The organism is Chloroherpetonaceae bacterium (assembly GCA_033763895.1).
Lineage (GTDB): Bacteria > Bacteroidota > Chlorobiia > Chlorobiales > Thermochlorobacteraceae > JANRJQ01.
Map to the genome: position 1 here is coordinate 867,828 of JANRJQ010000004.1, position 24,278 is coordinate 892,105.

The 24,278-nt window shown below is 42.7% G+C and carries 20 protein-coding genes and 1 tRNA gene; 10 read left to right on the forward strand and 11 right to left on the reverse strand.

Annotated elements, in window-relative coordinates; translation table 11 throughout:
- Positions 1–31: 31 nt before the first annotated feature.
- The 3 genes from rpsG to SFU91_04505 all read right to left on the reverse strand — a co-directional run bounded on the left by rpsG (position 32) and on the right by SFU91_04505 (position 2,990).
- Positions 32–499 (reverse strand): 30S ribosomal protein S7, encoded by a 468-nt coding sequence (gene rpsG, locus SFU91_04495; protein ID MDX2128276.1) that lies wholly within the window; start codon positions 497–499, stop codon positions 32–34.
- A 21-nt stretch (positions 500–520) separates the two neighbouring features.
- Positions 521–943, reverse strand: a complete 423-nt coding sequence (rpsL, locus tag SFU91_04500) for a 30S ribosomal protein S12 (protein MDX2128277.1) — start codon at positions 941–943, stop codon at positions 521–523.
- Between the two features lie 307 nt (positions 944–1,250).
- Complete coding sequence (locus SFU91_04505; GenBank protein MDX2128278.1) at positions 1,251–2,990, reverse strand: hypothetical protein; 1,740 nt, start codon at positions 2,988–2,990, stop codon at positions 1,251–1,253.
- Between the two features lie 125 nt (positions 2,991–3,115).
- On the opposite strand from SFU91_04505, the gene SFU91_04510 reads away from it, so the two are divergent.
- From SFU91_04510 to SFU91_04530, 5 genes are all read left to right on the forward strand, one after another.
- Positions 3,116–4,933 (forward strand): 3'-5' exonuclease, encoded by a 1,818-nt coding sequence (locus SFU91_04510; protein MDX2128279.1) that lies wholly within the window; start codon positions 3,116–3,118, stop codon positions 4,931–4,933.
- Between the two features lies 1 nt (position 4,934).
- Positions 4,935–5,996, forward strand: coding sequence for a nicotinate-nucleotide--dimethylbenzimidazole phosphoribosyltransferase (gene cobT / locus SFU91_04515; protein ID MDX2128280.1), 1,062 nt, complete (start codon positions 4,935–4,937; stop codon positions 5,994–5,996).
- On the forward strand, positions 5,993–6,868 hold the full coding sequence (locus tag SFU91_04520) for an adenosylcobinamide-GDP ribazoletransferase (GenBank protein MDX2128281.1): 876 nt from the start codon (positions 5,993–5,995) through the stop codon (positions 6,866–6,868). Before cobT ends, SFU91_04520 begins: the two co-directional genes overlap by 4 nt.
- A gap of 85 nt (positions 6,869–6,953) precedes the next feature.
- The gene (locus SFU91_04525; protein ID MDX2128282.1) at positions 6,954–9,587 is read left to right on the forward strand and encodes a hypothetical protein; all 2,634 of its coding nucleotides are present in this window, start codon (positions 6,954–6,956) and stop codon (positions 9,585–9,587) included.
- A gap of 102 nt (positions 9,588–9,689) precedes the next feature.
- A complete protein-coding gene (locus tag SFU91_04530; protein ID MDX2128283.1) occupies positions 9,690–10,127 on the forward strand; it encodes a hypothetical protein in 438 nt (145 codons plus the stop codon).
- Between the two features lie 20 nt (positions 10,128–10,147).
- Here SFU91_04530 and SFU91_04535 read toward each other — a convergent pair.
- Positions 10,148–10,221, reverse strand: a tRNA-Pro gene (locus tag SFU91_04535).
- Positions 10,222–10,422: 201 nt separating this feature from the next.
- On the reverse strand, positions 10,423–11,850 hold the full coding sequence (locus SFU91_04540) for an HD domain-containing protein (protein ID MDX2128284.1): 1,428 nt from the start codon (positions 11,848–11,850) through the stop codon (positions 10,423–10,425).
- A gap of 111 nt (positions 11,851–11,961) precedes the next feature.
- Between SFU91_04540 and SFU91_04545 the strand changes: the two genes are divergently transcribed.
- From SFU91_04545 to SFU91_04555, 3 genes are all read left to right on the forward strand, one after another.
- Positions 11,962–12,708: a head GIN domain-containing protein gene (locus tag SFU91_04545; protein ID MDX2128285.1), complete on the forward strand. Its 747-nt coding sequence runs from the start codon at positions 11,962–11,964 to the stop codon at positions 12,706–12,708.
- A 227-nt stretch (positions 12,709–12,935) separates the two neighbouring features.
- Complete coding sequence (locus SFU91_04550; GenBank protein ID MDX2128286.1) at positions 12,936–14,435, forward strand: SUMF1/EgtB/PvdO family nonheme iron enzyme; 1,500 nt, start codon at positions 12,936–12,938, stop codon at positions 14,433–14,435.
- A gap of 24 nt (positions 14,436–14,459) precedes the next feature.
- Positions 14,460–15,377 (forward strand): T9SS type A sorting domain-containing protein, encoded by a 918-nt coding sequence (locus SFU91_04555; protein MDX2128287.1) that lies wholly within the window; start codon positions 14,460–14,462, stop codon positions 15,375–15,377.
- A 714-nt stretch (positions 15,378–16,091) separates the two neighbouring features.
- On the opposite strand, the gene SFU91_04560 is transcribed toward SFU91_04555, so the two are convergent.
- From SFU91_04560 to SFU91_04585, 6 genes are all read right to left on the reverse strand, one after another.
- Entirely contained in the window at positions 16,092–16,241 is a 150-nt protein-coding gene (locus SFU91_04560) for a DUF5989 family protein (protein MDX2128288.1), read from the reverse strand.
- A 1-nt stretch (position 16,242) separates the two neighbouring features.
- A complete protein-coding gene (locus tag SFU91_04565) occupies positions 16,243–16,617 on the reverse strand; it encodes a hypothetical protein (protein ID MDX2128289.1) in 375 nt (124 codons plus the stop codon).
- Positions 16,618–16,861: 244 nt separating this feature from the next.
- A complete protein-coding gene (locus tag SFU91_04570) occupies positions 16,862–18,931 on the reverse strand; it encodes a PIG-L family deacetylase (protein MDX2128290.1) in 2,070 nt (689 codons plus the stop codon).
- On the reverse strand, positions 18,891–20,549 hold the full coding sequence (locus SFU91_04575) for an ATP-binding protein (protein MDX2128291.1): 1,659 nt from the start codon (positions 20,547–20,549) through the stop codon (positions 18,891–18,893). Before SFU91_04575 ends, SFU91_04570 begins: the two co-directional genes overlap by 41 nt.
- A 111-nt stretch (positions 20,550–20,660) precedes the next feature.
- Complete coding sequence (locus tag SFU91_04580; GenBank protein ID MDX2128292.1) at positions 20,661–21,545, reverse strand: hypothetical protein; 885 nt, start codon at positions 21,543–21,545, stop codon at positions 20,661–20,663.
- Positions 21,546–21,651: 106 nt separating this feature from the next.
- On the reverse strand, positions 21,652–22,209 hold the full coding sequence (locus SFU91_04585) for a helix-hairpin-helix domain-containing protein (protein MDX2128293.1): 558 nt from the start codon (positions 22,207–22,209) through the stop codon (positions 21,652–21,654).
- Between the two features lie 338 nt (positions 22,210–22,547).
- Between SFU91_04585 and SFU91_04590 the strand changes: the two genes are divergently transcribed.
- Both SFU91_04590 and SFU91_04595 read left to right on the forward strand, forming a co-directional pair.
- Positions 22,548–22,943: an Rrf2 family transcriptional regulator gene (locus SFU91_04590; GenBank protein MDX2128294.1), complete on the forward strand. Its 396-nt coding sequence runs from the start codon at positions 22,548–22,550 to the stop codon at positions 22,941–22,943.
- Between the two features lie 76 nt (positions 22,944–23,019).
- Positions 23,020–24,249 carry an IscS subfamily cysteine desulfurase gene (locus tag SFU91_04595; GenBank protein MDX2128295.1) on the forward strand — a complete coding sequence of 410 codons (1,230 nt, stop codon included), beginning with the start codon at positions 23,020–23,022 and terminating at the stop codon, positions 24,247–24,249.
- Positions 24,250–24,278 lie beyond the last annotated feature (29 nt).

A 24,278-nucleotide genomic window follows, 5' to 3' on the forward strand; every position in this document is an offset into this window, starting at 1 on the left:
TTATCGTATTTCGTTTCCCAACTATCAATACTTAGAATCTAAAATGAGAGAACGCCTTATTGGCTTCTGCCATCTTATGGATTTCTTCTTTCTTTTTTACAGCGGCCCCTTGATTATTTGCCGCATCCATCAATTCAGCAGCCAACTTATCGGCCATCGAACGACCGCCTCTTGAAGTCGAATACTGTTTCAACCAGCGCATCGCTAAGGCAATTCGGCGTTCAGCGCGAACTTCCATCGGAATTTGGTAGGTCGCCCCCCCAATTCGTTTTCCGCGAACTTCAACTACCGGAGCGATGTTTGAAATTGCTTTCTTGAATACTTCAAGCCCGTTTTCTTTTGTCTTTGCTTCAATCGTAGCAATCGCATCATAAACAATACGCTGCGCGGTATCTTTTTTTCCGTGTAGCAATATCGTTGTAATCAAACGCGTAACCGTAGGATCTTGAAACTTTGGATCCAGTGTCACTTGACGCTTAAAAGCTGATTTTCTGCGCATTTCCTTTTCTAATTAATTCGATTATTTCTTTGCACCTTTTGCTGCTGCAGCACCCTTTGCTCCTGCTGCTCCTTGCTGCACTTTCTTTGCACCATACTTTGATCGGCTTCTCTTGCGATCTGCAACGCCTGAAGTATCAAGAGCGCCACGAACAATGTGATATCGAACACCGGGCAAATCTTTTACTCTACCGCCACGAATAAGAACAATCGAGTGCTCTTGAAGATTGTGGCCTTCACCCGGAATGTAAGCAATAACTTCTTGTTGATTTGAAAGACGAACCTTAGCCACTTTACGAAGTGCTGAATTCGGCTTTTTGGGTGTCGTTGTGTAAACGCGTGTACATACACCTCTTTTTTGCGGGCATGATTCAAGTGCCGGCGATGAGGTCTTGAACACATTGGTTTCTCTTCCGAGACGAACCAGTTGCTGAATTGTTGGCATTCTAAAAAATCTGTAAGCAGTTACAAAACGCTTTATTAGGCGTTTTAAACTTTATTATTTTAGTAAAACAAACTCTCTTATTACATCGAGCTACCCATAACTGCCCTTTTTGTAAGGCTTTTCGGGTTAACTCCTTTGCGAAGAAGATGCGGATAGGCAGTACCGCATTTCAATAAGGACTGCAAAACTACAGGACAGTATCGATATTTCCAAACATTTTTTCTTTTTTTCTACTTTTCTTTAAGAAAATTTTTTGGAAACTATTTTTAAATAATTTTTGACTTCTTTCAACCAAGCCCGAGAGTATTTATTTTTTTACCGGTTTTTTTATGGCAACCGGTTCGGCTTTTTCTGGAAAGAATTTTGGGAACCGTCGAATTAACTGCTGTACGGCAGCTGCTGTAGGAAATTGACCAGCGACAATGATGAATTTTTCATCGTCGTTTGAACCAATAGTGAAGGTATAATTTGAAATCTTTGCTTTTGCATAAACTGCACCAACACCAAGCGCTTCTTCCAAACTTTTATATTCTCCGAGCTTTACCCCGAATCCTCCTTTTGAAGGATTGATAGGCTTTTTTGTCATTGGAGGCAATTTTGCGGAGGAGCCTGCGGCTTTTAGGATTTTCGTGAATCTTTCTTGCTCCTGACGAATTTTGGATTCTTTTTGATATGCAATTAAGGCTGAGTCAACATTTACTTTTACTTCTTCTTGTTTATTTTCTTGATGCTGAATTGTTTTTTCTTTTGCTTTTTCTTGCTCTTCGATTTTTTGTGTTAAAACCGCATTCACATTATCGGCAATGGTATTTTGATAGAGCCACACGCCTCCGACAATCACAACCCCGATAATGACAATAATGAAGATATTTCTTCGGGTTTCTTTTTGACGCTCTTTATCGAGTGTTTCTTCGAGTTCCGCTAAGGTGGTGTTGATTCCTTCTTCATCGTGGTGAATCGCGCCTGAGGTTAGGTCCGGGGTAAAATCTTTCGGTGGTTGATAAGTGTATTTTGGAATAGGTGGCTCGTAGTATGGATCATAAATATCATCCGTATAAATTACCTTTTTCTTTTTTGGTGGTGGCTCTGAAGGAACTTCAGGATTAGATTTTTCCGCTGAACTTGTTTCTCCTTCGGCAATTATCGGGAGAATGGTATTATCATTATTCTCCTTTACAAACATCTTATTGACTTCATCTGCCGTAAGTGATGGTATCAAGGGAAGCGATTCAAGCGAAACCTTTGGTTCTTGCCGATCTGGAACTAAATTCATCTCAGGTGAGAATGAATTCGTGGGTTCAATTTCCGTCTCAGATTGAATCTCTTGTGTTTGCGAATTATCTATGGGAGATGGAATGACTTCGCTTAGCGATATTTCGGGTATTTTTTTTTGTTCGAGTTTTTCGTTTACTGTTTCTAAGGGTACACCAACTTTTGGGCTTGATATTTGAGAAGATGACTCGAAAAGGATTGGTGAAATTGGAAAATCACTATTCTCTTTGCTTTGTAGAGATGGTATTTTAGGTTTTTCACTCGTTTGTGAATCTCCTGCAAGTGAAATAGGCTCCAAATCACCTGCGGTTTTGCTTAATAGTGAAGTTGCCCAAGTGGTAGGCACAAAAGTCAATTGAAGAGATTCAGGAGAAATCATGATTGCGCCAAGCCGCCCTACGCGAATTTGTTTGCCAGAATCAATTTGGTTTTTGGCGATTTTAGCAAAGTTTCGAGACAGCAGTTTTGCATCGCTTTCAGTAATATTGAGGCAACCGACGGCAATCGCCGCAAGATAATCTTCTTTTAGTGGAGCATCTTTCTGAAGGATGATGGCCATTTTAGGTGGAGCAAGGACTAACTCACCGCCAACTTCTTTCGGCTCAGCGGGGAGAAGTGTTTTTCGAAGCATTCCAATTCCAGCAAGCGGCAATGCGCCTCTTGTTAAAAGTTCAATTTCCGCTTGGTGAAATGCTTGATTCAGCCATTTTTCAATTAAAACCGGAGGTTTTGCAACCGTTTCGGAGACAGCTTTAATTAACTCAAAATTATTCATCGAGTAGTTTGTAAATGTGTTTTGGTATGACGAAAATCTTTTATTATTAACTCTTTATCGCATATAACCGTTCTAAATCATGCTTTAAAATAGAAGCTGTGATAAGCCCCACATCATTTTTAAATATGAAATTAACTGAAGAGCAGCACAGAATTATCAGCTCAGAAGGTAACATCAAAATCAATGCTGTTGCCGGATCTGGGAAAACATCGACACTGATTGAATATGCAAAGAGTCGAAAACACCTAAAAGCTCTTTATTTGGCGTTTAATAAATCGGTCAAAGTAAGTGCAAGTAAGCGTTTTTCTGAAAATGGGCTTGACTCAGTCACGGTTGAAACTGCACATTCAATGGCTTATCGCGAGGTTATTCGTCGATATGGATACAAGGTACAAGAAAAATCGATTCGCCCATCGGATTTGATGGAACTGATAAAGTTTTCAGGCATTGCAAATCATACTGTTCTTGCTCGGCATATTCTTGCCTATACTGCATTTTTTTGCAATTCCTCAACGGAGCGTGTTCAAGACTTAGATTATCTTCAAACAGTGAGCAGTGAAAATGCACGTGTGTTTGTTTTAAAAAATTATGACGCCATCGTGGCAGGAACACGACAATTCTTGGCCTTGATGAATCGTGGAGAATGCCCGATTTCTCATGATTTTTATTTGAAGAAATTTCAGCTTTCAATTCCGAAACTTCCATATGATTTAATTCTTTTTGATGAAGGTCAAGATGCTTCAGGGGCGATGTTGGATATTTTTTTGAATCAACCCGCAACCCTTGTCATTGTTGGCGATACACACCAACAAATTTACAGTTGGCGATTTGCGGTGAATTCAATGGAAACGGTTGATTTTCCTTCATATCCGCTTTCTACCAGTTTCCGATTTGGAGAAAATATTGCATCACTTGCTCGAAAGTCATTGGAGTTAAAGAAGCTCTTGGGATATCAAGCCCCTCTTCATCTCAAAGGGGCTGGTGAGAGAAGACGCGCTGTTTCGAAGGCCGTCTTGGCGCGAACGAATTCAGCACTTCTTTCTAAAGCTATTGATTTGGTTTTTGAACAAAATTTTAAGAAGCCTATATACTTTGAAGGTGGGTTTGATTCTTACACCTATGCGCAAGAAGGTGGATCGCTTTTTGATGTTCTCAATCTTTACTTAGGAAAGCCGTCAATGATTCGAGATACCACACTTGCTTCGCTTCGTTCATTTGAAGAGTTGCTTCGTTTCACCGAGGAAACCGAGGATACCTCGCTTGGCTCGATGATTGAAATTGTAAAGCTTTATGGTGAGAATTTGCCGCGTTACATAAAACGCTTACGTGAGCTTTCGCTCCCAATAGAAGAACGGGATAAAGCAGGGGTGGTTTTCTCGACAGTCCATCGAGCGAAAGGGCTTGAATACGACGAAGTCACTTTGGCTGAGGATTTTATTACTGAATCTGAGATTAAAAGACAGTTTTCAAAATTGGAAGAAGACTTCTCTTTCAAAAAGCGCTCGAAGGATCAGCTTGAGAACGACCGGGCATCATTAACAAAGCGGCTGAATGAAGAAATTAACTTACTCTATGTTGCGCTGACCCGTTCGACATCCGACCTGATTTTGCCTAAGAATTTGACAAAGATGTTTTTTCCGAACCTTAAAGAAGATTATCCTCAACTTCCTTCATTCCATAAATCTTATTCGCAAAAGCGAGCACCCGAATTGAAAACGAAAGAAATGCCAGTTCAACTCGGAAGAGAAAAGCAAAATTCAAATTCATCGGCTTATAGCCGATGGGAGAAAAGTGAAGAGGATGACTTGCGACGGAAGTTTTCAAATGGGATGGGGATTACTGAAATCTCCTCGCAAATGGGGCGTAGCAAGGGGTCAATTTATTCCCGGCTTCGGAAACTTGGACTTATTGACGAAACCACACTCATTGACGATTTATTGTAAGATGATGGAAAACTTGAGAATAGCCCTCTTGGAGAAAATCGGAAATAAGACAAAGCCGATGGGTTCGCTTGGAAGACTTGAAGAAATTGCGTTGCAAATTGGGCTTCTGCAAGAGTCTCTTTCTCCAAAGCTTTCAAAACCCACGGTATTGATTTTTGCCGGAGACCACGGTGCGGCAAACGAACCCATTAGTGCGTTTCCACAAGCTGTGACCGCACAAATGGTTTTTAATTTTTTACGAGGCGGGGCTGCAATCAATGTTTTTGCACGTCAAGCTGATTTGAGTTTCAAGGTTGTCGATTGCGGTGTTTGCTTTGATTTTACTTTTCACCCCGAAGTAAATTCGATTCATTTTATTGATGCAAAAATTGGGTTTGGCACGCGTTCCTATTTCATTGAACCCGCAATGAGTGAAGAAGAATGCAAAATTGCGTTTGAGCGGGCGGCACAACTTATTGAAAAACTTTACTTGGAAGGAACAAACATTGTCATTTTTGGTGAAATGGGCATTGGGAATACAAGTTCATCAAGCCTTATTTTTTCAAAAATCTTTGGCCGTGAGGTTACAGATTTTATTGGAAGAGGAACCGGGCTTAATGATGACGGATACTTAATAAAGGTCGATTTGCTTCAACAGGCCGCGAAGCGAACATCCTTACGCCTTAATGCTATTGAAGCATTACGAGAATATGGGGGATTTGAAATTGCAATGATGGCGGGTGCTTTTCTTGCCGCGCACTCACGGCGGATGTTAATTCTTGTTGATGGATTTATCGCAACGGCAGCTTTCGCGGTTGCTCACTCTCTTAATAAGAACCTCTCTGAAGCGTGCATCTTTTCACATACCTCTGCTGAAAAGGGGCATGAGTTGGTTCTTCAACTTCTTGAACAAAAACCGCTGCTTTCGCTTGGGCTTCGGTTGGGTGAAGGAACCGGAGCAGTTTTGGCTTATCCGATTGTTGAAAACGCAGTGAATTTTCTTTGTGAAATGGCGAGCTTCGGCGAATCCGGTGTTTCGGTTTCTAAGGCTTCTGAATCGGCATTTATGACTAAAAAATCATGACGAGGCTACGCGAACTATGGCAGGAGTGGCTCTCTGCGTTGATGTTTTATACTCGGCTACCCGTTTCTGGACTTGTTCACCACACGCCGGAGCGGCTTCAGCGTTCGCGAAAATTTTTTCCTTGGGTTGGCGTTTTGGTAGGATTTCTTGTTTCCCTCTTTCTCATCGGCGCATTGATATTTCTCCCTGTTATGCCTGCAGTCGTTCTTTCGATTGCTGCATCGCTTCTAATTACGGGTGCTTTTCATGAAGATGGCTTTGCTGATGTCTGTGACGGATTCGGTGGCGGTTGGAGAAAGGATCGCATTCTTGAAATTATGAAAGATAGCCGAATCGGTGTGTTCGGTACTGCCGGGCTTTTTGTTATCCTGACCTTAAAGATTAGCCTGTTGATTTCTTTAATCGATACGCTCCTTTTAAAGAATACCTTTGATATGGCAACTTTATCCCTTTCTTATATTTTAATTTTCGCATATTCGTTCAGCCGATTTGCCGCTTCGCTTGTGGTAGAACTTTCGACTTATGTTCAGGACTTTGATGCAAGCAAATCAAAGCCAATCGCGACGTCACGACTCTCTCTCGTATCACACCTTTTTGGAATTTTTCCTTTGATTCTTTTAAGCGTGATTTTTTTCGCATACGATTTTCACGTTTCAATAGGAGAAGCCATACCATTACAAGCGTGGACGACGGCAATAGCTCTTTCGCTCCTGCTTTCACTTATTTCAATGCTTGTTTTAAAACGTTTTTTTGAACAGCACATTGGCGGTTACACCGGCGATTGCCTTGGGGCTGTTCAGCAAGTGAGTGAAGTGATAATCTATATTTCCTTTTTGAGTGCCTTTCACTCTTCACTTTACCATTTAGGATGAGATGGTGTTGCTGCAAATAAATCGGGGCGTAAAGTGTAAATTTACCTTTCATTTTTACTGATAACCGAATTTCTGAATTTCTTTTATGGCAAAGCCTTCCGAAAAAAAACCTCACGACTCAAAGCCGCACGCCGAAGAACATACAAATCACTCTTCAAAAAAGCACGGCAGACATAAATCGCACTTCGAGCCACAGCCGCCGGCATTGATCCCCGAAAAGTATCAAGATCCAGTGGCACTTGGTTCGCTCCTCTTGTTGCTTCTGTTATTTTTTGCACCGGCGGTTTTTGGTGGGAAGGTATTTCTAGTTCCTGATAACACGGCCTCTCAAGCTTTCGAAACACTTTTAAACGATGCTAAAGAGCAAGGCATTTTCCCTTTGTGGATTCCCTATATCTTTAGTGGAATGCCTGCTTATGGCAGTTTAACCATTACCGGTGAACGAGGGTTTGATTTCATCAATGGGCTTTGGACTTTTTTGATTAAAGTATTTACTCTTCCCTTTGCTAACCCAGAGGCAGCCTTTGTTATACTTCACTTCTTTCTTTTTGGCGCCGGTGTTTATGCGCTTCTTCGGTATAAAGGGATGACCCCGTTTCACGGTTTTGTAGCAGCAATTGGCGCCTCCTTTGCAACACTCTCAATTCAATGGATTACCGTGGGTCATAACACCAAGATGATTGCCATTGCAATGATTCCTTTTTCTCTCATTTTTATTGAACGCTTGCGTGCGGAACAGGCGTGGAAGAAGAATTTGCTCAATGTGGCACTGCTTGCTATTGTCTTGAATATTCAAGCTCGTTCGGTGCATCCGCAAATGATGTTTTATTCCTACTTGGCCATTGGCGTTTATTTTGCCTTTGAATTTGCAACATCCTTTTTGCAGAAGTCGGAAGCCCTTAAGGAAGCCCTAACACGATGGGGACGAAGCGCGGGAGGATTTGCATTAGCCTTGCTCTTAGCGATTTCTTTTTCGGCAGATACCTACCTCAGTGTTTGGGAGTATAAAAATGATTCGATTCGCGGGAAGGAAAGCATTGTTTCTTCTTACCCTGAGCTGAAGGAAATTTCAGGCGAAACGGAAGCGGCAGCCAAAAAGGCATCCGGCGGAATTGATTATGATTATGCTACCAATTGGTCTTTTGGGGTTAGCGAAGTGATTACCTTTTTTGCACCGTCTTACTACGGATTTGGAAACGACTCATATTGGGGACCGCAACCTTTTACTGCTGCGCCACAATTTTTTGGCACAGTGATTCTCATTCTTTCCATCATCGGAATCATTCGCTTTCGGAAAGATCATTTTGTGTTGTCTCTTGTGGCGATAGGGGGTTTCGCACTTTTAGTTTCATTCGGGAAATATATGCCGCTGCTTTTTGACCCGATGTTTTACTATTTGCCAATTTTCAACAAGTTTCGTGCACCATCAATGATTTTATGCCTGTTGCTTGTTTCGGCGGTCATTCTCTCGGGATATGGATTAAAGGCAATTTATGATGCACGAGCAGAGGGTGATGAAACACTCGCAAAATATTTTCGATGGGCAGCCTACGCGGGCGCACTTTTGCTCGCATTTGGTGTCTTGGGACTAAGCAGTTGCAAGGAAGATTATGTAAAAAGTATCGCTCAAAGTGATAAAGGCAAAATGCTAATTCAGCAGTATAAAAACCCACAAGTGATTGGGATGTTCAACGATCAATTGAAGGTTTTTGAAAATATGAAATCGGATTTTCTTCTTTCACTTTTCATTTTGGCTTCGCTCTTAGGAATCACTTACTTTTATGTTCACCGAAAAATACCGAAAGTGCTTTTTCAAAGTGTTTTTATTGTGCTCCTATTTATTGATTTCAGCCGAACCAACAGCGGGATGCTTGATTCTTTAAGAGATGCAGGAGAGCAGAAAACGGCGTTTTCGAAACCGGATTATATTTCCTCAATTCAATCCGACTCCTCGGCATTTCGTATTCTTCCTCTCATTCGCGAAACCGATGCCAATTGGTTTGCTTATCACCGTTTGGAGAGTGTTGGCGGATATCAAGGGGCGAAACTCCGTAACTATCAAGATTTGATTGAGCTTTTTGGCAACGGCAACACTGAATCACCTTCTTTTTTCCAATATCCCGTGCTGTTGGATTTGCTTAATGTGAAGTATTTGATTGTGGATCAACCTGCAGAGCTTGCGGGTTTTCAAGTTTCATTTCAAGGTCAAAAGACAGTATTGAAACGTGATAATCCTAAGCCCCGAGCGTGGTTTTTAGGCAATGTTGAGCAAAAGCCTGATCACGAGGTTTTGCAAGCTATCGCAAAAGGTACTTTTGACCCTGCCGTAACGGCTTATCTTGAATCTGAGCTTCCAGCCGGCGTTCTTCCGCCAAGCCCCGAGGCAACGGTTGATTATAAGCGTGAGAACTTGAATCAAATATCATTCCAGACACGTAACGCTGTACGCTCTTTTCTTTTTGTGAGTGAAGTGAACTATCGAGGATGGGTTTGCACGATTGACGGAAATGAAGTCCCGATTTACAAAACCAATTATGCCTTTCAAGGTGTAACTGTGCCGGAAGGTGAACATACGGTAAAATTCACGATGACTTCCGCGGCTTTCACCAGTGGAAAGGCAGTTTCGATTGTCGCCAATATTCTGATTTTTGGGATGCTTGCGCTATCACTATGGTTTTGGAGGAGCGAAAAGTCAAGCTCAAAAACTACCACAACTTAGTTCATTTGAATTATACGTTGCCGCTAATTGTAATTTGAATTTTAGAGACGCGAGGTGTTTTGATTTTTTTTCAACTTTTTCTCAAAGATGAGGAGAATTCCAATGGCTAATGAAACTCAATCCCATCGTTTTGCTTCTGCAGTTTTTGGATTATTTTTTTTGAGTGTTTTTCTTTTGGGTACTAGCTTGCATGCACAAGAAACTGCCATTGATTCCTTAGCACAATCAAAGAAAGTAAAAGGAAAGCAAACCGAAGCTACCATTTCGAAGCCATCGAAAACAAAAGGGATGCTTCGTGTTCTTAATGAAACCAAAACCCCAAAGCTATTTACACTTTCAATGGAAAATGAGTTTAAGGTTCGCGTCACGCTTTCCGGTAACAAAGATTATTTTTTGGAACCGGGCGAATACCAACTCAGTTATTACTCGCCTTTAACGGCAAAGCAAATTTCGAGGTATGTTACAGTCAAGGTTGGTGAAATGGTGAAGGTGGTATTTCGCAAAACAGGAAAATTGGATGCAGATTTTTTTATTGAGTAGAAAGTTATGGCGAGGGTTTGTCGGCGTGACTGGATTTGAACCAGCGACCCCTTCCACCCCAAGGAAGTGCGCTACCGGGCTGCGCTACACGCCGAATACACTGAATCGGTTTGATTCAGAAGGGCGCAAAGATAAACCTTTTTTTTTACGCTTCAAATCCTATTTCGATTGTTTTCTCATTTCAGAGTTACTTCTTCCCAAAACGACTCTCTTTCACGCCCTCTTTTCGAAATGGTATGCCCCTAAAATTTACGGTGCGTATTCTCGCAGTTTTCTTACTAATTGTATTAAAGTTTCACGCACAAAGAATTGAACGAATCTCGCGAATATTTTTTACCGCTTGCATTTCAAAGACGGGGGCAACGAGCACGCGAATCATTCGTGATGAGGCTTCAAATTCGCTGATAAAATGTGTCGTAAAGGCCGAGACGCCGGATTGATCGAAAGGGACAAAGGTTCCGAGCTTTTCCTTCCCTACTTGAGAGAATTTTGGCGGCAACTTGTAAAGCTGAAGCTCCTTGAAATCGTGATGATCAAAAATATTTTTTCTTGATGGAATATCGATTAGGGCTAAGTGTGAATTGAGCTTTGTCGCCTTCTCGCGTTTTGAAACTTGGCTTTGAAGCAGCGTTGAAATTTCAATTTCTTTCTTCTTTCGAATTGCAGCGGAGATTCTCATTTGTTCAATTGACATTTCAGGCAATTCGCTTTCTCCAATTTCATGAATGCGTTTGTAGGGTCTTCGATCCATCAAACCCGAAAGTAAATCTCTTGAATTAAACTTCTTTTGAAATAGAAAGTTGAGATCGGTGAGCAACCGCTCATCACTATTCGGATAAAATACACTGCGAAGTGCATCGGGTGTCGCTGCGCCTTCATCAAGAGCATCTTGCAAGAGTCTTTTCAGCATCAGCGAAAACGTTCGTGTGGTATGATGCCAATAGACATTGCGCATCATCATATACTTGGCGAACATCAGGCTCTCAAGCGGCGCGACCCCTTTTTCAGTAATCGCCAACCTTTTATGCTTGGCATCGGGTACGAAAGATTCAATCAAGCGATGAATATCGATCTCTCCATAAGGAATATTGCAATGATGGGCATCGCGCATGAGGTAATCCATTTTATCAGGATCAAGCGTCCCGCTGATGATTTTTGAAAAGGGAAGTTTCTTTTCACCTTTAATCATTTCGGCAACGGTCACCGGATTCACCTTCCAAAGTGATTTGAGAATATCGGCTAAGCTATTCTCATGAGTGCCTTTTTCAAATAAAAAGTGTTTTGTCAGTTCTTGATGATCTTGAAAAATGATTTCATCTTTGCTATTGAGCGGTATCCGTTCAACAATATGCGCGTGGGGGTAATGACCGATGTCGTGCAAAAGTGCCGAGGCGAGAATCGTGCGGCAAGCTTCTTCATCGAAGCGAAACGACGCGCTTTGTAACGCCTTTGCAAAGGGGCTTTGAACCAACCGCTCTAAGATTAACTTTGTGAGGTGGTAAACACCGATGGAGTGCTCAAATCGGGTGTGCGTTGCACCGGGGAAAACATGATGGGCAAAAGAGAGTTGCCGAATTCCTTTCAACCGTAAAAATGCCGGATGCGAAAGCACCGCTTTTAACGGCTCTGAGAGCGGAATATGTCCCCAAACGGGAATTCGAATAAATCCGCTTTCGGGCTTTCCAAAAACGGCAAGGTGAAAAGATTTTGTATTCACAATCATTGCTGGTTTCTTGATTGTAAAATACAAATTAGAAATACTCTCATTTCCCTTATTTTTCAACCAATCCTTTTGTGACTTTAACTTTTTTCATAACCCAAATTTGAAATTAAAATGTCTATCCACACACACCGATTTCATTTCCATATTCGTTTCATATCCTTATCCTTGCTCCTATTGCTTTTTTCCGCTTGCGAAGTGGATACCTTTATCGTTCCTTCCGGTTCTTATGCCAAGCAAGTTCGCGCAGTAGGAACCTTTGAATCGATTGAAGTCGCCAATGGCTTTGATCTTCGAATTACCGATAGTGAAACCACCCTCTTTGCGATAGAAACCTACGCCAATGTCCAAGAGAATATCATCGTTGAAGTGGTTGGCAGCAAACTCCGCGTTTATCAGAAGCCGAACGTGTCTTATTTAGGTGACCCCGATGTAAAAGTTTATATCTCGAAATCCACCCTAACCGACATCGTTTCCTCAGGCGGTGGTAATGTGTTATTTGAAAATCAGTGGAGCAATCCTTCACTTTTGATCACGGTCAGTGGCGGTGGAGAAATATCTGGCGAAGTTTTGATGGGCTCACGGCTTGAACTGACGCTTTCGGGTGGCTCGAAAGCGACGCTTTCCGGAAGCACTCCGATGCTGAAACTGAATTCAAGTGGCGGCGGCACGTCTCGATTTTTAAACCTAACCAGCACCGAAGCCGATGCAATCGTTTCGGGCGGCGGTTTTTTGGAACTTCAAGTTCTGAATAAATTTTGGGTCGAAGCTTCCGGCGGAAGCACGGTTCGCTATAAGGGAAGCCCTGCGATTGAGCGCTCAGTGTTGACCGGCGGCTCAACACTTGAGAAAGTCCCCTAAATTTCTTTTTTTCCATAGATAAACATTGAACCTTTGGCTTCCTTTTCAAGTCGGGATTCTTAGGCGAATTGTTCCCAAAAGTAATTTGATAACTCCCCCTTACTTCACAATTGATATAGAATTTTAAAACGTAACCTAAATCACACCCGCTTAAATGTGGGGTGTTTTTTAATCGATTTCTCTCTAACTTCCTTCTGCTTTGTTTTTAACCATATCCAATCATCACTATGAAACGACACTTAACAAAATTTTTCGGGCTTTCCCTCCTCTTCTTCTTTCTCACTTCAGTATCACTTTTCGCCAATGACGTTCGTGTCACGAATGTCACCCTTACAGGTGATAACCCAAACGGGCAACCTGCTTTCACCAATGTTCAATTCAATCTTTCGTGGAAAAACTCTTGGCGCGACGCCGGCTCTCCTTCACCTACAGCCAATTGGGACGCGGTATGGATTTTTGTGAAATTCCGCGATGAATCCGGCTTTTACCGCCACGCAACGCTTTCTAACAATGCGGCTCATCACAACGGGCAGGGCTATACCGTTATGCCTTCCGCTGATGGCAAAGGCGCCTTTATTTACCGCTCTTCTTCAGGCTCAGGAGAAGTGAACCTTTCCAATGTTTCGTTGCGCTGGAATTATGGTGTCGATATGACCGTCCCGATTCAAGCTGTTACAATGCAAGTCTTTGCCGTTGAAATGGTGTATATCCCGCAAGGCAGTTTCTTTGTGGGTGATAGCACCACAACCAATGTAGCCAATCAATTCTGTAAAGGCGGAACCATCGAACCCTTCGAAATTACCAGCGAAGATGCGTTAACCTTAGGCGGTTCAAACACCACCAACCTTTCAAATCGAAATAACACCGGTGCTTCTATACAAGATGACTTTTCAAGTGCTCAAACCCGCTCTTTGCCGGCAGCATTTCCTAAAGGCTTTCGGGCATTTTATGTGATGAAGTACGAAGTGACTTTTGGCCAAATCGCTGATTTTTACAATACCCTAACCCCACAGCAAGTCACAAATTTGACGAACGGCCAAGGCATCAATGCCAGTATTTCCGGAGCACGAACTGCCGCTTTCAGCGGAACTGTGCCAAACATAACCACCAATCGACCTGATCGCCCAATCTACTTTAGTGCGTATGATCGTTCCTTACTGTATTTGGCTTGGTCCGGCCTTCGACCAATGACAGAGCTTGAATTTGAAAAAGCCTGCCGCGGCCCCGAAAAGCCTTTTCCGGGAGAATTCGCTTGGGGCAATGCCTCCGCTGTAGCGGCAACTTCCATCTCCGGTAATGAAGATGGCACCGAAACCATTTCAAATTCACAAGCCAATTCGAATTATGGTGGAGTGACATTCGTAGGTGGTGACGGACAAATTGGAACCCTTCGTTCCGGAATTTTTGCACGAAGCGGAACCGGCCGGACGCAGTCAGGCTCTTCTTACTATGGCGTAATGGAACTAAGCGGAAATGTGTGGGAAGCTTGCGTGATGATCGGAAACACCACAGGAAGAGCTTATACCGGAATTCACGGTTCTGGCGCAATTTCACCCTCCGGCACGTTGACAGGGCCTGAAGCTTCGGAATGGTCAACAAGTTCAAACTTTGCCCGTTCACGAGGCGGTGATTATTCTGCAAGTTCATCGTTTATCAGACTTCGAGTATCCGATCGAAACCACAACTTTTTTGGAGATAACTTCAGAGGTGTCAGAACGGCTCCGTAACCAATTCAAGGAAAAGGAGATCGTATGAAACAACTTACTCAATTTTGCTTCGCCGCCATTACCCTGCTCATTCTCGGGCAGGGAATGGCTTTGGCGCAAAAGCATGAAGGCGGCTCATTTGATGGGCAGGGCGTGGGCATCAGTGGGGTGATTTCGCTTAGCGGTGCAAACACGGCGTATTCTTACACCAATCCACGCTTTTTAGGCGGCGGCTTCGATGGCGCAGCGCTCGGTGCAAGCAATGTCATTTCACTTAGCGGCGCAGCATCTGCTTACACCTATACTAACCCGCGATTTTTAGGTGGCAGCTTTGATGGTTCTTCCGCTTTGGCAACGGGCGTGATTTCGCTGACCGGAAATCCAACAGCTTATTCCTATCTGAACCCGCGATTTTATGGCGGTAATTTCGACGGCAGTTCGCGCGACACCTCGGCAGTTATTTCGCTCATAGGGACACCTTCCCCGTACACCTATTTGAACCCGCGTTTTTACGGCGGTAGTTTCGATGGGTCGGTAGCCTTGGCTTCGGCAATTATTACGCTTGAGGGCGGTTCATCGGCATATACCTACACCAATCCACGTTACTTTGGCGGAAGCTTCTCGGGGTTTTCCTCGATTCGTGCGCTTGGGCCCGTTACGCTTGATGTTCCGAATCGCGAACGCCCGATTCCGAAGGACTTTGCCTTGCTTCAAAATTTTCCAAATCCCTTTAACCCAACCACCACCCTGCGCTATCAATTGCCGCGCTCGGGGTTTGTACAATTGGAGGTATTTGATGTTTTGGGGCGAAAAGTCGCGACACTAATTTCTGAGACGAAAGCCGCAGGCTATTACACTTACACACTCTCGGCCAATCAATTGGCTCTGGGCAGTGGGGTGTATTTTTATCGGATTCAATCGGGAGATTTTTCTGAAATCAGAAAAATGATTTTGCTGAAATAATTTTGCTTCCTCTTTCATTTTCTAGGGCTGCCTAAAAGCAGCCCTTTTTTTATGCTCAAAACCACCTGAATGGGGAAGAATGCACTTCGTTTGCTTGATTTCGGCTTCAATTCACAAGAAATCCCCCGTTTTTTCAAGTTTTTCGATAATTCACCCACCTCGGAAGTCCCCCACCCCTCCTCGAAGGTACCCCCTCCCACCTCAAACATGAACAAGTTCGCCTTTTACCTGAACAAGTTTGCCTCAAACATGAACGAGTTCACCTTTTACTTGAACGAGTTTGCCTTTTACTTGAACGAGTTCACCTCAAACTTGAACGAGTTTGCCTTTTACTTGAACAAGTTTACCTCAGACATGAACGGATTCGCCTTTGACTTGAACAAGTTTACCTCAGACATGAACGGATTCGACTTTGAATTGAACCTGTTCGCCTTAAAGCTCGGTTTGCATTTCATTACCTTTACCTTTTAACCTTTTCAGGATTATTGTCTCAGGTTTTGAATAGTTAATTTTTTTAAATTGAGAATAATGTTATTTAATGAATTGAAAATTCATTATTTATTTTGAATTTGAATAAGACTATTCCCCTTTTTCAAGTGCATTTATTTTTCTTGCCGAATAGATCTCTAATAATTTTTCAACTTAATTTTCTATAAATAATAAAAGGGATGAGTTTTGACTCATCCCTTTAGAAATCAATTATGTAAATGGTAATTAGAATAGTGTATAAATAAATGGCGCAATTGCCGATCCGCCGCCAATCACCACCAATACTCCAATTAAAAGTAAAACCACAATCAACGGTGCAAGCCACCATTTTTTTCTTTCGGAGAGAAAGAGAAATAAATCTTTCAGGATTTCCATTTTAATTCGCTGTTAAAGCAGTTTCGTTAATTTTGGGGCAGTATTGAATTTGCCCGGATGGATAAATCACTTGGAGTGATTCATCGATGCGCATTGCTCGGTGCCACTTTCCTTTTACTTTATATTCAATCGTACGGTCATCGATCAATTTCACATCTGTAATGCTAAATTGATAATCGAATCGATTGATACCTAAATAGCGGCCTTTTATTCGATTTTTCTTATTGAAATAAAATTCAATCATTTCATCAGGATTGCCTCGACGGTATTTTCCTACGAATTTTTCGCCGACTTTCTTTTCTTCATTCAGCGCATCCCTTTCCGCCTTCCACTTTGGAATCTTTTTTGAACCGGATTGCTTTTTTTGTTGAGGCATATCATTTTCATTTCCCAAAATTGTTATTTGAGAAAATAAAATCCCGCATAATAAAAATAGAATTGAAAAAATTGGGCGAAGGAAGTGGAATTGAATATTAATTAAATGTTTCAAAAATTGTTTAGAATTGTCTTTTAGTGTGGTGGAGAAAGTCATTTTATTATATCTCATCGTTAATTTATTTAGTCAGAGAGAAAATGTAAACGGCTTTGGGTCGTTAGAGGTTTCACTTAAAGTTAACCACCTACTTTTTCAGCCTTCCCTCATCGGAAATCAAGTTCAAAAATAACCTTACGGCACCGTTTTGCCAAATTCGGAGTTGGCGATAAAGTGCAAGCGAAATGTAGGTGATCCGCCCTTTTCCGTAACGGGCGGTGAGAATTGATGTTGGCGGTGCAGGGTCGTTGGTGTCATTGATTTCGAGCAGGCGTTCAAATTTTGGCGAGGTTTTGGCAGTATCGCCGGAAGGCAAATAAACCGCCCGTTCTTGAACCCAATTTTGCCAATCCGTGGGCTCAAGTCGGTTTGGGAAGTTAAAGAAGCGGTGCTTTGGGGTGAGAATTTTAACAGGAGCAGTTTCCTCTGTGACGCGTTCGGAGGTGAGCTCAATGGGAAACGGCGAAATCAATTCCCCCTCTTTCCAATCTTTCGGCTTATGATAAAAAACAATCAGATGACCGCCCTTTTCAACATATTCCAAAAGTTGCTTACGGTGCTTCACAATATCAGGCCGATACAAATGCGCACGAAGGTCAACGATGAGGGTTTGAAAGGCTTTTAACCGGGAGTTTTTAACCGTTTTTTCTAATGTGAGCGAATCCAAAGGCGTAAAGTCGATTTCCATTTGCGCAAAGAAATCACGTAAGGTTCGATCGTAGGTTTCAATTAATCCAATCGGCCGCATCGAACTGTCTTTTGTTGCAAGAACCGGGGCAATAAAGAGCGTTTTTTCAACTTTTCGGAACCGCTCGGTATCACTCGAATTGATTGGTTTTAAGGAAAGCTCAACCCGGATTGATTCAAATTTTGGGTCTGCCTCAAGCCAAACGGAAAGCGTGTCTTTTAGCCGAAACCGTTTTTCACGCGCAAAAAGATATGAACGCTGTGCGATGAGCCGCCTTTCTTTTGGCGAAACAAGATGGGCGGTAAGCAAGACAGGCAATATTTCACCTGTGGCGTTCACGGCCACAAACTCAATCTCTCGCCGATATCGAACCGGAAATTGCGGGCTATAGGCGTCTTCTTCAATGCGCTTTTTCAGCATTACTTGTGGTGAGGCGAAAAGGAGTAGCGGCGGCATCGGTTGAAACGGGTATCCACTTTTTTCCCACTCCCGGAGCGGGTAAATGATTTTTTTATTTATCGAAAGCCCTTCCTCAAGCCTTAAACCCGTCCGATTGTTTTCACCACGGCTTCTTGTAAGCCAATATCGATGCGGCAAATAAAAGAAAGGAAAAGTGATGGGCGAAATTTTATCCATCCCTTGCGATTTATGTTCCGCAAGTGCGCGAAAGGCGCGATTCCGATAGGTTTCTTTTTCTATGATTGTGTCATGAGTCTTGCCTTGTGTTTCAACAAGTGAATCCACTGGGATTAAGATTGAAGCGTGAGCGCTGTCGCGAAAAATCCGCGTAAAAAGCCTTGAAGTTTGCCAAGGGCGAATTCCATTTCGAAACTGATGCGGGCAGAAAGTTGAGTCGGCCGCTTTTTCGAATGCTTCGAAAATTGAAATTCCGACCGCCTGATGATTGCCGTGCTGACGAAACGGTTTTGTGGTGATGGTATCGTGATTGGAGATAATAATATCGGGCTGAATCAAGCGAATGGCATAAACCACGTGCTCGATGACGCGGTTTTTTCCACCCCATCGTTGAAAGGTTTCGGTCGCGGTTTTTGAAAATCCAAAGTCTTCGAATCCCAAAAAGAAGGTTTCTGTTCCAAGCTGAGAAGCCGCGCGATAAGTTTCGTTTGTACGGATATAAGCCAATTCGTCGTAAAGTGCTGAACCAATTTCGTTTTGACCGCCTTCGCCTCGGGTAAAAAAGATGCTATAGGTTTCTGTGTTGGGCATTTCGGCATAATATGAGAGTGTCGCACCGTCTTCATCATCAGGGTGAGCAGAAAAAGCCAAGACGCGCAATTTCGTGGTTGTGGAATCTTCGTTCACACCCCATCCATTTTCACCCGCTTTAAGATGGATTGAACAATCGTAAAAAAAAGGGATAAGAAGCGAGGCAATTAACGCTTTCAACAGGCGATTTGAGAAGAGGGAATTATGAACGAAGAACTGCTGATTCTGCAATTGATTTTTCACGAGATTTTATTTCTTGAGTCACATTTTGAACCAATGCACGATTTCCTTCTTGCGCCCCATTTTGAGAGGCGTTTGTGGCAAGTGCAACATCCGGATCCTTCAGTTTATCTTCAAACCTTGAAAGAAACAATACGGGCAAGCGAATCGAAACCGTTGCCCCACCGCCCCGCCGATTCAAGAGTTCAATTTGGCCGTGATGTTCATGAATAATTTTATAACAAATTGCCAGCCCTAAACCTGTTCCGCTTGACTTTGTCGTAAAAAAGGGATCAAAAACTTTTGATAATACTTGCGATGGGGCTCCGGGGCCGGTGTCGTGAAAAAGTGTTTCGACATAAGGCCGTGTTTCGCCGCCCGTGAACACAATGGTTTGATGGGCTGTAATTTCTAATTTTTTTTCAGTAGCCCCGAGCCCGCCATTGGCTTGGTTCATTGCCTCGACGGCATTCATAACCACATTCAGAAATACCTGCCTGATTTGATCAGCATCCACACGCAGCATTGGTAAATTGGGTTCATAATGCTTGAACACTTGAACCCCGCTTGACTTGAAATTTTCTGCCAGAAGTGCAAGCACAGAATCAATGATTTCAGGAACCGCGATTTTGACAATTCGTTGCCGCTTATGGCGTGCAAAGGCGAAGGTATCTTCAATGAATTTATTGATCCGCGAGACTTCCTGAGAAATTTGATTCACATATTGGTACATCTCGGTTTTCGGATCTAAATCCACACTAATGGCTTGTACCATCGATTTGATTCCGGCAAGCGGATTTTTGACTTCATGCGAAATCGCTGCCGCGATTTCTCCCAAAGTCTGCATCTTTTCTGATTTCTCGGCTTGAACGCGTCTGATTTTATCTTCGGTAATATCTTTGAAAATGACCATCGCCCCAAGCATCGCGCCATTATCATCAAAGCGCGGGGTAATTGTATAACCGACGCTCATTTCTACAAAAGACGAGGCTGAAAACTCGCCACGGAAACTTTTACCTTCTCGAATATTTTTTCGCTCATCCTCGGTTAGCATCAAAAAATGTTCGACTCGCCGCCCGTAAACATCTTCTTCCGAAAGCCCCATTAACAGTTGTGCAGCTGAATTTATCCCCACGATCCGATTGTCACTATCCAAAATCAAAACCGGCTGCTCAATTTTCTGAATCGTATTTGGCACTTTCTTCACCTTAGGAGAAAGAACGGCATGCGCGCTATTTTTTAGTTTGATATGCAGCTCTTTTTGCTGCGCTAGAGAATGAGCGCGCTTGCGTTGTAGCCGATAGAAGGAAGAAATTACCTCGGCTGAGTCTTCAGCAAAATGACCGGTGGGGTGAAAAATATCGGAGGCAAATGTTCGAATCGCGCGGGTCACAACGGTAAGCTCACGGTTATGAATTAGGGCGGAAATCGGTGCGGCATTCAATCGGGATTGGAGCAGAATCAGTGCATCGGTTTGAAGCTGACTGCCATTATAATCTGCAAAAACAACTTCCGTCGTTTGTGGAACCAAGTCTAACTCATTGTAAGTATAAGTTTCAACCGTAATTGCTTGCTGAGAAAAAAGCCTCGGCAATAGATTCGCCTGCTCAGGGTGATCGGTGATAACCGCAACAAATGGCATTGAGTCTTTTTTTTAATTCAAAACTTTTGATATTCAAACACATCATCAAGCGCTTTACTTAAAAAGCAAGCAAACAGGATAAATCTTTAGGAATTAGCTTATTGAAAAATACTAAGTAAAATACTTTGCTGCCGTAAGCGCAGACCCAAGCGCTTTAATCTCAGAAGCGTTGAGCGTTGGATTGTTAATAGTGGATTTCGGGGCAACCACGCCAATTACATCAACAAAAGCCGCATTCGAAATAAATGCTCTTGCCGCTCCGCCGCCAGAACTTCCTGCAGCTAAAATTGGGAACGCTGTTTTTTGGGTTTTGATCTCCTCAATGGCTTTGATTTCGCGGAGTGCAAAATAAGCCGCATCACTCTCGGATTGTAACTCCCAATAACCAACCTTTGAAATTTCTCCATTTCTTGCTACTGAGACAGCCAAGTAGTTTGGCTCCAATTCCAACAGGATGAATTGCGAATGACTCATTAAACAAGCTGCAACGAGTGAAAAATGAGATACGTCAATCAAATTAATTTCTTTTCGAATTGGGGAAAAAAGCAATTGCAACCGTGTAAGATTTCGTTTTGGAATAAATGCCAGTGCGTAATTTTCAAAAGGCAAATGTGAATGATCTGAAAGTTTGAAGGGCTGTGCGATAAAATCTGCAGGGTTTGAGAGAAATTGCTCCGCCTCAAATTCCAATTCTGCCGCGAAATCAACGGGGGTTAAATCGGAATCCACTTGAGCGGTGAGGCATCGCGCACCATTCATCAGCAAATTCACAGCTACCTTATCGGTTTTAAACCTTTTAAGTTTTTCAGCCAGTCTTGTAGAAAGGTCTAAAATGAGTTTGCTATTCCCTCGTTCAAAAATTTCGCTGTAAATATCGTAATCCGTTGAAAGCAATTCTTGCGCTTCGATTTTAACAGCAAAGTCAGAAGAAATTGTGGTATCGATAATGGTAACACTATTTCTTTCGAGTGAAACAGACAATTGGCTATGCGGCATCCTTTTTTGTTGTCGATAAAGATGAATTCTTGGGCTGAGCAGTTTTATTTTAAAATACTCTTTCTCTGCCTTATTTCGCTATGTCTTTGAAAAATAGGTCTGCCCGTCAGCGGGTTTGCGTGGTATCAAGCGTGAGATATCGCTTGTAATTATTTAATGTTTTTTCTCCAATTCCTCTTACCATTAAAAGTTCATCAAGTGAGTACAACTTCCCACCTTGTGACTTTCGAAATCGTATGATTCGATTGGCCAATGCCGGCTCGATATAGGGAAGCGTTTTGAGCAGATCCTCTTCGGTTGCAGTATTAATATTTAATTTTGTTCCTTGACCGGTGATATCGAGATTTCCACTTTTCCGAGATTCTGATTTTTCTTCTTGTTTTTCATTTGATGTCATACCTCTAACCGTGCCTTGAGAATCAACGAGTGTTGGATAAGGATTGCTCAATTCCAATAGCAAAGAATCACTTTCCATAAGGCTATCCGCTTCCGTTTCATAAAAAATTTCCGCTCGAATCTCACGTAGTAACCTGTCGCGACTCACGGAGCCTTGCCAAATTTGTGCCAGAATTCCAATGAGAAATAAGCTAATAAGCCCAACGATAATGATGATTTCCGCCCGAAGAATTCCGAGTTTTGTCGCAAATTGATTCAGCCACTTCATCGATTTTTCTTTTCGTCTCGTTTTCTACAAAGATAAGTCAACGCCAATAAATACGATTTTTTTCTTGAAATAAGACTAAATTAGTCGTACTTTTGAAACGTCACGAGATTCAATTCTGTTTAATTAACTGTAAAATAAAAAATTGTCTTCGGTCTAATCCATTGATGTCTTAAGGCTTGCTTGGATTGATTTTGAATAGACTGTCTTCCAAAAGCCGACCAAATCGGCTTTTTCAAACGCTCGAAATACGACTAAAAGAGTCTAACTTTAATCATACCTTACGTAACTTTAGAAATTGACTCTTTACGGTGCTTTTTTTTGGATAGTAAATTTAATTTATGCTACGATTAACGAAGAAATTTGAATACGGCTTAATGGCGGTTCGCTATATCGCATCTACCTCAAATGGTGAAACGGCTACCGCAAAAGAGATTTCCGAATACACCGGTGTTTCGTATGAATTGGTTTCAAAAGTACTTCAGCAACTTTCAAAAGCTAGCATTTTGAGTTCCGTTCAAGGGGTCAAGGGTGGTTACCGGCTCAATCGACCAGCAGCCGATATCTCTTTTACCGAAATCGCTGAAGCCATTGAGGAACCGATTGAGCTTATAGAATGCGAGAGCGGCTCCGGTTGCGGCGCAGTATCGCTTTGCACCATAAAGAGACCATTGACACGATTGCAAACTCGATTTAAAGAAATATTCGACGAAGCGACTGTCGCAGAATTACTTTGAAATTGATTTACAACAGAGGTTTGAATTAAGCCTTTTACCAAAATTTTTATCACATCTAACTTTAATTTGCTTACGAATGTCATTAGATCTTAGCCGCCCGATTTATATGGATAATAATGCCACTACGCCAATGGACCCGCGTGTCTTAGAGGCAATGATGCCATACTTTACCGATAAATTCGGAAACGCCGCCTCACGAAATCACGCTTTTGGTTGGGAAGCAGAAGAAGCCGTTGAACTTGCACGCGAACAAGTTGCAAAAGCTATCGGTGCCGATGCTAAAGAAATTGTGTTCACCAGCGGTGCAACGGAATCGGATAATATTGCCATCAAAGGCGCTGTTGAAATGTATGCCGAAAAGGGCAATCATATTATCACCTTGCTTTCTGAACACAAGGCCGTCCTTGATACTTGCCGCCGTTTAGAGCGTGAAGGCAAAGCCACCGTGACTTATCTTGCGCCACAGCCCGATGGCATTGTGAATCTTGATGAACTCGCCGCAGCCTTTACAGATAAAACCATACTCGTGGCAATTATGATGGCTAATAATGAGATTGGGGTCATTCAACCGATGGCGAAAATCGGCGAATTATGCCGTAGCAAAGGCGTGCTCTTTTTCACCGACGCCGTTCAATCGGTTGGTAAAGTTCCGATTGATGTCAACGCAATGAAAATTGATATTCTTGCAATTTCAGGTCATAAAATTTACGGTCCTAAAGGCATTGGTGCTTTGTATGTTCGCCGCAAGAACCCTCGCGTAAAACTTAATGGCGTCATTGATGGCGGCGGACAGGAGCGCGGAATGCGCAGCGGCACGCTTAATGTTCCGGGAATCGTTGGCTTGGGCAAAGCCCTTGAACTTGCTCTTGAAGAAATGCCGGATGAAATCAAGCGCCTCACCTACCTGCGCGACAAGTTACGAGACGGCGTGATGTCTCAATTGGAAGATGTCTATGTGAATGGCTCGATGGAAAGCCGATTGCCGGGTAACATTAATATGAGCTACGCTTATGTTGAGGGAGAAGGGCTTTTAATGGGCTTAAAAGGGCTTGCGGTTTCGAGTGGAAGTGCTTGCACAAGCGCTTCGTTAGAGCCTTCACATGTGCTTAAAGCATTAGGTGTTGGCGATGAGCTTGCTCATTCCTCAATTCGTTATGGCTTAGGTCGCTTCACTACAGAAGAGGAAGTTGATTACGCAATCAAAATTTCCGTAGAAGCGGTGAACCGCCTGCGCGAAATGTCACCGCTCTATGAAATGGCGAAGGCCGGAATCGACTTGAAATCGGTGCAATGGAATCATCACTAATAAAGACTTTTTTAACTCTTAACTCTTAA